This window comes from Paenibacillus sp. SZ31 (assembly GCF_012912005.1).
Taxonomy (GTDB): domain Bacteria; phylum Bacillota; class Bacilli; order Paenibacillales; family Paenibacillaceae; genus Paenibacillus.
Genome location: NZ_JABBEA010000010.1, coordinates 176,208 through 188,862 on the forward strand (window position 1 = coordinate 176,208; position 12,655 = coordinate 188,862).

Consider the following 12,655-nt stretch of genomic DNA (forward strand, 5'->3'; position numbering starts at 1 on the left):
CCTTTCTTGATTGTACCGAATTCAGGGGCGCTTCGTCAAAAGAAAGTAATTAAAAAACGAAAAAAACCGCCGAACGAGTCGGCGGCACATAATACATCAATAATAGCATATCACTTTAATATTTCTATTATACGTAAGGTTCTGCAACCCAATGACCTTTGGAAACCTCAATCAATTGAGCATTTTCCAGGTTGTACGGGTCATTTGCAGGACCGCCAGATCCATTCTGAATCGGACTCATATGCTCATCCGGCAGCAAAATGCGACGTTTGTTCGCTTCCACTTCCGGATCAGGCACAGGGATCGCTGAAAGCAATGTTTTGGTATAAGGGTGAATAGGGTTCGCATACAATTCTTCACTTTCTGCGAGTTCAACCACTTTACCCATGTACATTACAGCTACACGGTCACTGATATGTTTAACCATGGACAAGTCATGCGCAATAAACAGGTATGTCAAGCCGAGACGTTGCTGAAGTTCTTCAAGCAATTTAACGACCTGCGCCTGAATGGATACATCCAGTGCAGACAATGGCTCATCACAGATGATGAATTTAGGGTCTACAGCAAGTGCACGCGCAATCCCGATCCGTTGTCTTTGACCACCAGAGAATTCATGTGGATAACGAAGTGCATGACTTGGATTCAAACCTACCAGATCAAGCAACTCTTCCACTCGTCTCTTACGCTCTTTAGAGCTGGAAGCCAGACCATGAATATCAAGGGACTCCCCGATAATATCCATTACGTTGAAACGCGGGTTAAGGGATGCATATGGATCTTGGAAGATCATCTGCATATCTTTACGCATTTCTTTCATTTTGCGCGGGGACAACTTGTAGATATCCGTTCCGTTAAAGTTAACATTTCCACCAGTTGGCTCATAAAGACGCAGAATAGTACGACCTGTTGTGGATTTACCACAGCCGGACTCGCCTACAACGCCAAGTGTTTCACCTTCAAAGATATCAAAGCTTACATCATTGACCGCTTTGAGAATGTTACCTTTGCCCAAATTAAAGTATTGTTTCAAGTTTTTCACTTGCACCAGAGGCTTGTTGCTGCCTTTGATAATACCAGCTGGAGCTGGTTTTTCCTTTTTGGGCTCGTCCAGGCGAGGTAAAGCATTCAGCAATTTAATCGTATATGGATGTTGAGGATTACTAAAGATTTCAGCAGTTGTTCCTGTTTCAACAACTTCGCCTTCTTTCATAACAACAACACGGTCACACATACCTGCTACAACACCAAGGTCATGCGTAATGAGCATGATTGATGTTCCAAGCTTTTGCTGCATATCTTTCATTACATCCAGAATTTGAGCCTGGATTGTAACGTCAAGTGCAGTTGTCGGCTCATCCGCAATCAGAAGGGATGGACGACAAGCAAGCGCAATCGCAATCATGGCACGCTGACGCATACCACCAGAGAATTGGTGTGGGTAATGATTCATGCGAATAGCCGCATTTTTGATACCTACAAGTTCCAACATTTCCAACGCAGCTTTATCCGCTGCTTGTTTGGACATGTTTTGGTGCTTGCGCAATACTTCGGTAATTTGTTTACCAATTTTAATGGTAGGATTCAAAGAAGTCATTGGATCTTGGAAGATCATACCGATATCTTTACCACGAATCGCTTCCATTTGTTTGTCTGTCTTATTCAGCAGGTCTTGCCCGTGAAAAGTAATTTCTCCGCTTTTGACCTTCGAAGGCGGGGAGGGAATCAATTTCATGATGGTTTGGGCGGTAACACTCTTACCACTACCAGATTCACCTACGATCCCCAGCGTCTCTCCTTTGCCAATTTCAAAACTCACATTTTTAACGGCATCAAATTCACCAGAGCGCGTTGAGAATGACACGCTCAAGTCCTTGACTGTTAAAATCGGCTCCATAATCCCACCTCCTATTTCTATTTACGTAATTTCGGATCGAGTGCGTCGCGCAGACCGTCACCGAGCAAGTTAAATGCAAGCATAGTCAGAACCATCAGACCTGCCGGGAACCACATCCGCCAAGGATACAGCGTCCAGCCTGTGAGTGCGTCATTGATCATGGATCCTAGGGATGATCTCGGTGCAGATACACCAAGTCCGAGGAAGCTCAGAAACGCCTCTGCAAAGATTGCGTTAGGAATAGACAATGTCAAAGTTACGATAATCGGACCCACTGCATTTGGCAACAAGTGACGGAACAATTGACGTCCTGTACTTGCACCCATGGAGCGTGCCGCGAGAATGAAGTCTCTGTTTTTGAGTTGCATAATCTCACCACGTACAATCCAAGACATACTGATCCAGCCTGTAATGGTGAGGGCAATGATGATGGTTGTCAGACTTGGTTCCAATACAACCAGCAACAAGATAACAACGAGCATGTAAGGCAGGGAATACAAGATTTCGGAGAACTTGTTCATGATACCATCAACACGTCCGCCATAGTAACCCATAATAGCACCATAGATTACACCAATAACAAGGTCAATCAGAGCTGCTGCCAAACCTACAGTAAGGGATACACGTGCACCAACCCATGTTCTTACCCATACATCACGACCAAGTTCATCCGTACCGAACCAATGCTCGGCACTAGGCGCTGCGTTGGCATTCATCAAATCATTTGAATAGTAATTATAACTTGTAAACAAAGAAGTTGGACCAATCAAAGAGAAAATCACGACAAGAACCAATACACCCAGACTTATCATAGCAGCCTTATTGGTTGCAAGTCTGTACATGGCATCTTTAAAAAGGGATACACTTTCTTGCGGTTTAACCGCTGCCTGACTAGTCAGGTTAGTGTTCGCCGTTTCATTCTTTTTATTATTCGTGCCAGACAACGTTATGCCCCCTTCCGGCTTTCCAGCTTAATTCTAGGATCGATCAGCACGTAAGCAATATCTGTTAGGAAACGTGCCAACATGAGGAGAATACCATAGAAAATCGTGATTCCCATAATCATGGTGTAATCCCGGTTTGTGATACTTTCTACGAATACTTTACCAATTCCCCCGATGTTAAAGATCTGTTCAATTACAACGGAACCTGTGATGATATTCGCTGTCATTGGACCAACATAAGTTACTACCGGTAGAATACCGTTTCTTACAACGTGTTTAAACATAATCGCTGGCCATTTCAAACCTTTGGCTTTAGCTGTTTTGATATAATCTGCATGTAAAACTTCCAGCATGCTTGAACGAGTCAATCGTGCGATAAAGGCAATTGGTGATGCAGACAATGCTGCAACTGGGAGAACATAGTCAAGTGGTCCGTCGAAGCCCATAACGTTGAACCATCCCAATTTGAAGGCAAATAGATACTGTAGTAATGATGCGAGCAAGAAGCTCGGAACAGCAATACCTATGACAGCTATGACCATTGTGACATCATCAATTAATTTGCGATGATAGACTGCTGCGAGAAGACCCAGCAATACACCAACAACAATGGAGATAATGATCGCAAAGATACCAAGCTTCAGTGAAGCAGTGAATGTTTCAGCAATCATACTGGACACATCGCGATTCAAATATTTCATTGAAACCCCGAAATCTCCTTTGACAATTCCACCCATATACTTCAGGTATTGTTCATACATCGGCTTATCCAGTCCATACTTGGTTTCCAAGAGTGCACGGATTTCAGGTGATACTTTTTTCTCGGATGTAAAAGGGTCACCAGGAATGGCCTTCATCAGGAAGAAAGTCATCGATGCGAGTATGAAAAGCGATAGCAGCATAAATAGTAGTTTTTTCAAAACGTACTTAACCAACCCTTGCACACCTCCACAAACAATATTTTGTATACAAATCGATTGTAGAATTAGACAGAAATAAAGTCCAATCCATTTATCGGAAATTTCAAGAATTATAAGGAAAATCGGTGCACATACAAAAAAATCGGGATATATATGGAATTCCACATATATATCCCGAAGTAATCATATTAGACTTCAGAACAACTTATTTCTCTTCCAGATATGCACGAGTGAAGTCAATAGCTCCACTGAAATCAAGTTGTACGTCTTTCAGGTAAGGCTTAGTCAAAGATACGTTAGTGTAGTAATAGATTGGCATAACGCCCATTTCATCTTGAATCAGGATTTTCTCAGCGTCAGCAAATGCAGCCATACGTGCAGCTGGATCAGCAGATTTCACAGTGTCTTTAACATCTTTGTCATACTGTTCGTTGCTGAATTTGGAATCATTGTTTGTGTTTCCAGTAGTCCACATTTCCAAGAAGTTGTATGGATCGTTGTAGTCAGCAGACCAGCCTGCACGAGCGACTTGGAAGTTTTGGTTTTGACGATTCTCAAGGAATACGCCCCACTCTTGGTTTTCTGATTTCACGTCAACACCAAGATTTTGTTTCCACATATCAGCAATTGCCAACGCAATTTTCGCGTGACCGTCACTTGTGTTGTAGATCAAAGTAACAGCTGGCAATGTTGTGTAACCTTCTTCTTTCATACCTTCAGCAAGCAATGCTTTAGCTTCTTCTACATTTTCAGTGAAGTAATCGTCTTTGTGCTCATCACGGAACTCGCCGTTTTCACCACGGATACCTGGAGGTACAAAGCCGAATGCTGGAATTTGTCCACCTTGTGTTACTTTGTCAACGATCAGTTGACGGTTAATGGACATTGCAAATGCTTTACGGATTTTAACGTTGTTGAATGGTGCTTCATTTACGTTGAACTGATAGTAGTACGTACTTGCAATACCAGTAGCTTTGAACTCGTCCGGCAATTCCGCTTTTACAGAAGGAATTTGATCGGATGGAATTTCACCGTTAGGTGCACCAGTGTAGTCCAATTGTCCTGATTTGTAAGCTTGCAGTTCAGAAGCACTGCTGTTAGTCAGGGACATATCGATTTGAGCCAATTTGATGTCGGCAGCTGCATGATAGCCATCGTTTTTCTTCACAACAATTTTTTGACCTTTAGCGTATTGATCCATTACGAATGGTCCGTTAACGATCATGTTTTTGTAGTCTGTGAAGAATTTGTCATTCGTGTCAGCAGATGCATGTACTGGGTAGTACGTGTAGAATGCTGTCAGACCCAAGAAGTAAGGTGTTGGGTTTTCCAACGTTACTTCCAGTGTGTTCGCATCAGTAGCTTTAACGCCTACTTGTGAGAACTCTGTGATTTTAGTACCAGTGTATGTTTCGTCTTTGCTGAGGTTGTAACCTTCAGCGCCTTTGATGTAGTACAATTGGTAAGCATATGGAGAAGCTGTTTCCGGTTTCAAAGCACGTTCCCAAGAACGAACAAAGTCTTCGGCAGTGATTGCATCACCGTTGCTCCATTTAGCTTCCGGGTTCAGGTTGAAAACATATTTCAAACCATCTTCGGAGATTGTCCAGTCTTTAGCTACGCCTGCTTGTTCTTTACCATCAGCATCGATGCGTACAAGACCTTCATACAAGAATTTCAAAACTGTGTTGGTTTGGCTGTCTTTTGCTTGAGCCGGGTCCAACGTAGGAGGTTCAGCTGACAGGTTGATTTTCAAGATTTGATCTTTAGCAAGACCATTTCCTTCGTTTGCAGAACCAGTATCGGTGTTACCTGTGCCTTCGTTTTTCGATCCGCACGCTGCAAGTACGGTACCGAACGCCAAAATCAGCGTCAAAAGGACTAATAGACTTTTCCTTTTCATCTAACACGTTCCCCCTAAATTGATATGGTTTATATGTTTATAGATTATACAACCACCGGTCAAAAAAATCTACATTACTTTTTCAGAAAGTAATGTTTTTTTCAGTTTTCGACAAAATCGACACATTTTTTAGCCCTTTTGCGTTATGTATCCTCACATCTGTTGCATGAAGTATCTAAATAATCCAAATAAAGTAAACAAAATATACCCGAAACTCATGATGACGAAAGACATGCGCCATACGGCCCGGAACATTCTACCCCTATCGACCTTCCCTTTTAGTCGATTTTGCGCACCCCCGATGAATCCAAGTGCTACTAGTATGAGTATTAATGTCAGATAAAAACCAAAATTCGAGTCAAATGTTAAGTTGAATAACGCTGAAACTGAAAATACAAGAAAAAAAGTGGTTACATCCATTGCCATTCGCAACGCTGTGCGTTTGTCTTTTTTCCAAATGTACATTCCCCAATATACAAGAAAGAACGGAAAAAAAGGTAGTATGCTCAATACAATAAAAAGTCCCATTAACTCACTCCTTCCGGTTGCATTCCTTCAATCAGATGAAGCAGTATTTCATGTGTAGGTGCAGCAAGGCCTGACTTTTGTGCCATCCTTACAATATGTCCGTTGATTGATCCGACTTCTGTGCCACGTCCTTGGAGAACATCTGCAAGCATCGAGGAAGTATTCGTGGCTGTGGAACGACAGACACCGATCAGTTGCTCCCACATATCCTGATCTAGCCTTATTCCACTGGCTGAGTAGATTACCAGTGTTTCATCATATAACTGTCGCATAAGCTTCTTGCGATCTTCCTTAATGATCAATTCACCATTGGGGATTCGCCATAATGCCGTAAGCGGGTTAATGACCGCGTTGATCAACAGTTTCCTGTATATCAGCTTATCGATTTCATTCGACACTGTACAGTCAAATCCTGCCTGCTGCAGAAGTCTCGAAAGAGTAAATGTTCTCTCCTCCTCTATTGAGGTAGGAGCTTCGATAGGTATGTTGCGCCTTCCCAGTCTGGTTTCACCTGCACTCGCCCGAGTGACCTGATACTGGGCACGCTTCGCACCCTCTGTTGTAATCGCGCTGCATATAAGGGAATGCGGCAAAGCAGCTTGTAATTTCTCCAGATGGCCCATCCCATTTTGGAAGCACGCGATGTTTATCACATGATCTTTCAATGGACCAACCTCATGAATGAACTCGTCAATGCTTGTTTGCTTAACCATGAGCAATAACCACTCTCCAGGCGTGCGCTCCCATGTGTCCGACAGCTCGTTTATCGGTTTTGCCTGTATCTGATCTGGTTGAATATGTATCTTCCCGTCTTGTTCCACGATCGTTACTCCATCACGACTTAGTAAATCTACCTGAGCGGATGTTCTGGTCCAAAATCGAACTTCGTTACCTGCTGCCAGCAGTTTTCCGCCATACAAAAGTCCCAGTGACCCCGCTCCTACGATGTCAATGATCATATGATGCACTCCTCTCCGCTTCAGTAGTTGCTCTTCTCTTATCTATAATAGAACAAAATCACCAAACTAAAAACCCGTCATACCTGCCGTTACGTAACGGAGGTGTGGCGGGTCTATATCTGACTTTTGCAAATCAAAGGCCTGTTCTTGCTATTCAATTCGTTCCAGGTTCCCGTTGGCATCCATCTTGAAACGTGTTTTGAGTTCCTCTTCTTCTTCAGACAAAAATGCGAGTCTGCGAGCCCGATCCATAATCTGAATCAAAGCTTTGTAATCGTCATTCACCACACGGTAATCCGTTTGTACTTCGTTCACTTCCTTGGAGAGACGGTCATTCTCGCACCGTAGTTCAAGCAATTCATCTTCTTTCTCCCGAAGCTCCTTCTCGAGCATCTTGAGCTGACGACTGCTCTCCTGCACTGTTCCTTTCCATTGTCGCAGGAAGCGGATTACAGCATCCATAGATAATGAATCGTCCGAGATCCCATCTGATTTATACAGATGTTCTTCGGTATCCAGTGTAGACAGAGCTGCAACCTGCGGTCCCAGCATAGCCGGCTGCTTTCTGAGATAACTACGTTTTTGCCGTTGTGCCTTGGCGTTACTGATAGCAGACTCATACTTTTTACGTACACAGCTGTTCCAGCGAAAACCGCATGCGGCAGAAGTTCTGCCTATTTTTTCGCCTACCTCTTCAAAAGCGGCCAGTTGTGTGCTACCTTCCCGAATATGACGCAAAGTAACCTCAGCTAATATCAAATCGTCTTCTGTACTCCAAGCATCCTGTCTCACTGCAGTCATGCTATAATACCCTCCTAACAACATCCTAAAATAACCGTCCGCATTACCGGAAGCCCGGTATGTGAATTAGGTATAAAAGCTGCTTCATTCATTCTTATGCCTCTCATAGAGTTCATAGAATTGATTTCATACTAAAATGTATTTCCACATTTAGGCTTGCTCATACGTAACATATGTAAAACTACTCCTGCTTTACTTGCTACAGGGCAAAAAAAAGAATTCGCTTTCATATCCAATTTTGTTTACACGTTTTTCCTTTCCCGGTATAATGTTGTGTAGACAATCTATGATCGCACTTAGGAGAGGAGGATTTACCGTGGCACGCATGTTTCGGGTACTCGGGTTCTTCACGCTTGCGATTGGCCTGATGGCTTTTGCGGGAGATCTGGTCGAAATGGCTTTGCTTTTTTTCCTGCAGACTGCGTTTTTTGTCATTTTGGGATACTTGAAATTTACTGAACGAACGTACATATTGCTCTTCTGGGGTTATATGATCGTGACATTCTCGGGGTTCAGCTACTGGACCGTATTCCAAATGGGGTTGCCGCTCTAATCCACCTGCAACATCAAAGTGATCCGGCATCAGTCGGGTTGCTTTTTTGTTATGTTCAGATTAAATGATGGTTCGTGGTGTTATGTAACCACTAAGGATATTTCACGTATTTGTTTCATATATTGTCTGGAAGACAACAAGCCTGTACTATTGTCATTTAAGAAGTAGAAAGGAGAATGATCGGTGAAACGTCAATACGGCATTAACGCCTTTATATTATGCATCATTGTATTTCTTCAACTACCATCAACTTATGCCTATGGAGAGTCTTCACCCGAGGATACACGTGAAATATTGCAAAAAAGTCTATCCATCGTCGAAATCGATCATGAAATCGAACGCATCTCAGAAAGGCAGAAGCAGCTGGCTCAACAATACGAGACATTATCCATCCAGCTTCAGGAACAGGAACAGCAGATACATATTCAGCAAGATCGGGCCGGGGCTGTGGTAAGATCCTACTATACCGGTGAACGTGACAGTCTTCTCATGACGGTCCTGGGAGCCAGGTCATTCAAAGACCTGTTTGTACTGTATGATTATTACCAAATTATTATAGGACGGGATCAGGCTGTGCTAGACAAGTATCAGGAACGTTATCGCGACCTGCAACAGACTTCCACTCAGATTCGTCAGACTACAGCAGAATTATCTGAAATGAAGACTAATCTTCAAAACCAGCGGGAACGTGTAGTCGCCCTGCAAAAAGAAGTGGACGCCCAAATAGCCACCAGCGGAGATGCGGCAGCGATTCAAAAACTGATGGATGAACTGACTCTCTATTGGGAGAACATAGGCATCTATGAGGTGAAACGATATTTCAAAGCTTTGGCATCTGCCATGCAGAACCTTCCAGACTTTATTCAAGAGCAAAACGGAGGTATTTCCACAACCGGAACAACGTATACAATTCGAATTGGCCAGGATGAGCTTAATGCGTTTCTTCGTTCCCAGAATTCCATCTTTGAAGACTTTGCTTTTAAGTTCAATCAGGATAAGATTACAGCTTCCGGTCAGCGGGATCAATTGCAACTAAGCATTGAAGGACATTATACGGTAGAAAATGAACCTCAAAACTCCATACGTTTTCATGTGGACAAACTTGTATTCAATCAGCTTGAATTACCAGACACTACTCGCCGAATGCTGGAAAGAGAATTTGACCTTGGATTCTATCCACAGAAAATTCTGTCCTTTGTCAAAGCCACTGATGTATCAACAAGTGAGGGTGTACTGGAAGTAAAACTGGCTATATCTTTTTAGAGGGCTTCATTCCATCTTCTCGGTACTGAAAACCAAACTTTTTGAACACGAACTTAAAGTTAATTTTTCGCTCTAATACTATCTACGTATTGATTGGCTGTAATCTCACCCTTTAAGAATTGCTGCACCTTTTTATGAAATCGTGTTATCACAGCATGACTTTCGGCCGTTGCAGCGGGGACATCTTCGGTTGAAAACCAGGATTGTCCCTTGGTCATGTCATAACGTCCAGCGAGCTTCTCAGACTCCAAATCCAGTTCCTGTTGCTTTGCAGGCAAGCGATTAACCTGTTGATACCATTTCAACTGTGTCGTAGCGGACGTCATGCCTTCAATCCATCTGCTGGCTTCCTCAGCCTCAACCGAACCGGCAGTAATAACAAGACTTCTGGACTCCACTGATTCCAAAGTTTCGAAAGTAATGCGCTCTAAAGAACCTTTATCAACTGTACTCTCTTGCTCTATACTTAATAATTGCGATAACAATGTTACAACCATCGGTGTTCCGTTCTGGTCAGCAGTTGGAGAGAACTCCGGATTGGTAGATTGGCCCCTAATATAGGGCTGAATCTGATCCATTAACTGAATGCCCTGCTCAAGACCACTTGTTTGCGGAGAAGTTTGCGAACGTTTAACTTGATCAGGTGCCATCCCCGGTTCAAAATGATTCAACCACGCACTCGTCCCGTACATATCACTCATGTTCATTGCAATTAACGGAATTCCTTCCGCCATGGATTGTTGAGTGAGTTTGGTCCATTGATCTTTACTGTGAGGTAACATCTCCAGACCAGCTTTCTTCAGAAATGAAGATTTTGCCGCCAGAATGTACGGGTCAAAATCAAAAGGCATCCCCCATTGATAACCATTCCACTCTGTCATTCCACGTAGCCTGGCTACCGTCTCTCCAAGCGACTTTGATAATGTCGTACCGTTTAACGGATACAGATGCCCTTTTTTGGCATAGTATTGCACTTCCTCACTATCAAGCAGAACCACATCCCCGTTCTCCCCCAGTGAAAACTCAAGATCCAAAACACGCTTATATGTATCCGGCTTCTCATTCCGAAGATTAATCTCTACTAACTGTGAAGCAGCAACTTCTTTGGCTATCTTTTGAAAGGCATGAAACTCTTCATCCGACATGGCGACTACAATCTCCAGTGGGGCTTGAGCATCCTCATTACGGGAAGAAGAACCCGGAAAGGTATCCTTTTCCTGGTCTCGTTCCTGGTTGAGCTGTGAACCTCTGAAGTCAAAACTCGGAGACAGGATCGTTAACGAAAGCAGCAATACCGCGAACAAAACAACCTGATGTCTACGCTTCATTAACTCCCCTCCTTGTTCACCTAGTTTTTTCCTGCAGCAATTATTGTAACAAATAAGTAGTACTCTTGTCCTACCCTGCCGAAAAACACTTTTTCGGATTTTTGCATAATAAGAGCATACAGAGTTCTGTGCAATAACGCTTTCTTATTTTTTCAGCAAAAAGCCGGCTCCAAGAGCCGGCTTTAATAGCAACATTTTCCGGGAAATAAATACCCTGAATTTTACAATAAATCAGCTGCAAGCTGTGCTAGCTTGGAACGTTCTCCTTTTTCGAGCATAATATGTCCGCTAATCCCCTCTTGTTTGAACCTTTCTACGATATACGTCAGACCGTTACTTGCCGAATCGAGATACGGATGGTCTATTTGCTCAGGGTCTCCCATCAAGATGATTTTACTGCCTTCACCGACCCTTGATACGATCGTTTTCACTTCATGGCGGGACAGGTTCTGTGCTTCATCAATAATGATAAACTGTCCAGGTATCGATCTTCCACGAATATATGTTAGAGCCTCCACCTGAATACTGCCAAGCCCCATTAGAATTTTATCGATATCTCCGGATTTTTTGGTGTCAAACAAGAACTCTAAATTATCATAAATCGGTTGCATCCATGGCCGGAGCTTTTCTTCCTTCTCACCAGGCAAGTAACCGATATCTTTCCCCATCGGAACGACAGGACGAGCGATCAACAGTTTTTTGTATTTATGATCATCCTCTACCTTAAGCAGACCCGCTGCAAGTGCCAGCAAGGTTTTTCCTGTTCCAGCTTTACCAGTGATGGTAACCAGCGGGATGTCATCATTCAAAAGCAGTTCCAGTGCCATGCGTTGTTGCGCGTTACGAGCGCTAATGCCCCAGACATTATCATTACTGAGGAAAAGCGGCTCCAGCTTCGTTCCCTCTGTATTCACTTTAAGCAAAGCCGATTTATTGGTTCCCATCTCATCCTTGAGAATGACGAATTCATTCGGATACAGCGAATAAGACAATTGTAACGGTTTGATCGGTAAAAAACGATATGTGTAAAACTCATCAATCACTGACGGGTGAACTTTTAGGGCTGTATAACCTGGATATAACTCACTGAGTCCTGCCGTCCGATCTGATAAGTAATCCTGTGTGAACAGACCAAGTACATCCGCTTTGATACGCACCAGTACATCTTTACTGACCAGCACCACCTGACGTTCGACTACTTCCTTCTCATTCTCCTCAATCTGATAATTCAGTGCGACGGCCAAAATGCGATTATCATTGGACACTTCACCAAACATTTCCTGAACTTTCACGAAACTCCGATGATTCAGCTCTACTTTCAGATTACCTCCATTAGCCAAAGGCACCCCACTGTGCAGGTGACCCAGCTCACGTAATCCATCCAAAAGTCTGGATACATTACGGGCATTACGCCCAATCTCATCGGCATTTCTTTTTTTGGAGTCGATCTCCTCCAGTACAACCGCGGGAATGATTACCTCATGTTCCTCAAAGGCAAATATGGCATTGGGGTCATGCAGAAGCACGTTGGTATCCAATACAAAAATCTTTTTCATTCA

The 12,655-nt window shown here is 43.3% G+C and carries 11 protein-coding genes; 2 read left to right on the forward strand and 9 right to left on the reverse strand.

Going from position 1 to position 12,655, the window contains the following annotated elements; all coding sequences use genetic code 11:
* Window positions 1-127: 127 nt before the first annotated feature.
* The 7 genes from HF638_RS19315 to HF638_RS19345 form a co-directional block, all read right to left on the reverse strand.
* Window positions 128-1,897, reverse strand: a complete 1,770-nt coding sequence (locus tag HF638_RS19315) for an ABC transporter ATP-binding protein (RefSeq protein ID WP_169481627.1) — start codon at window positions 1,895-1,897, stop codon at window positions 128-130.
* Between the two features lie 17 nt (window positions 1,898-1,914).
* The gene (locus HF638_RS19320; protein ID WP_371327939.1) at window positions 1,915-2,796 is read right to left on the reverse strand and encodes an ABC transporter permease; all 882 of its coding nucleotides are present in this window, start codon (window positions 2,794-2,796) and stop codon (window positions 1,915-1,917) included.
* A 47-nt stretch (window positions 2,797-2,843) separates the two neighbouring features.
* Window positions 2,844-3,776 carry an ABC transporter permease gene (locus HF638_RS19325; protein ID WP_169481628.1) on the reverse strand — a complete coding sequence of 311 codons (933 nt, stop codon included), beginning with the start codon at window positions 3,774-3,776 and terminating at the stop codon, window positions 2,844-2,846.
* Window positions 3,777-3,966: 190 nt separating this feature from the next.
* Complete coding sequence (locus tag HF638_RS19330) at window positions 3,967-5,664, reverse strand: peptide ABC transporter substrate-binding protein (RefSeq protein ID WP_169481629.1); 1,698 nt, start codon at window positions 5,662-5,664, stop codon at window positions 3,967-3,969.
* Window positions 5,665-5,817: 153 nt separating this feature from the next.
* Window positions 5,818-6,192 (reverse strand): DUF3397 domain-containing protein, encoded by a 375-nt coding sequence (locus HF638_RS19335; protein ID WP_169481630.1) that lies wholly within the window; start codon window positions 6,190-6,192, stop codon window positions 5,818-5,820.
* Window positions 6,192-7,151 carry a ketopantoate reductase family protein gene (locus HF638_RS19340; RefSeq protein ID WP_169481631.1) on the reverse strand — a complete coding sequence of 320 codons (960 nt, stop codon included), beginning with the start codon at window positions 7,149-7,151 and terminating at the stop codon, window positions 6,192-6,194. The genes HF638_RS19335 and HF638_RS19340 overlap by 1 nt, the downstream gene beginning before the upstream one ends.
* Before the next feature lie 150 nt (window positions 7,152-7,301).
* The gene (locus HF638_RS19345) at window positions 7,302-7,952 is read right to left on the reverse strand and encodes an RsfA family transcriptional regulator (RefSeq protein ID WP_017687282.1); all 651 of its coding nucleotides are present in this window, start codon (window positions 7,950-7,952) and stop codon (window positions 7,302-7,304) included.
* Between the two features lie 316 nt (window positions 7,953-8,268).
* Here HF638_RS19345 and HF638_RS19350 point away from each other — a divergent pair, with 316 nt between their 5' ends.
* Window positions 8,269-8,505 (forward strand): DUF2626 domain-containing protein, encoded by a 237-nt coding sequence (locus tag HF638_RS19350; protein WP_169481632.1) that lies wholly within the window; start codon window positions 8,269-8,271, stop codon window positions 8,503-8,505.
* A 183-nt stretch (window positions 8,506-8,688) separates the two neighbouring features.
* Window positions 8,689-9,768 carry a hypothetical protein gene (locus HF638_RS19355; protein ID WP_169481633.1) on the forward strand — a complete coding sequence of 360 codons (1,080 nt, stop codon included), beginning with the start codon at window positions 8,689-8,691 and terminating at the stop codon, window positions 9,766-9,768.
* Window positions 9,769-9,827: 59 nt separating this feature from the next.
* Here HF638_RS19355 and HF638_RS19360 read toward each other — a convergent pair whose 3' ends face one another.
* Both HF638_RS19360 and HF638_RS19365 read right to left on the reverse strand, forming a co-directional pair.
* Window positions 9,828-11,096, reverse strand: a complete 1,269-nt coding sequence (locus tag HF638_RS19360; protein ID WP_169481634.1) for an extracellular solute-binding protein — start codon at window positions 11,094-11,096, stop codon at window positions 9,828-9,830.
* Between the two features lie 221 nt (window positions 11,097-11,317).
* Window positions 11,318-12,652: a PhoH family protein gene (locus HF638_RS19365; RefSeq protein WP_169481635.1), complete on the reverse strand. Its 1,335-nt coding sequence runs from the start codon at window positions 12,650-12,652 to the stop codon at window positions 11,318-11,320.
* Between the last annotated feature and the right edge of the window lie 3 nt (window positions 12,653-12,655).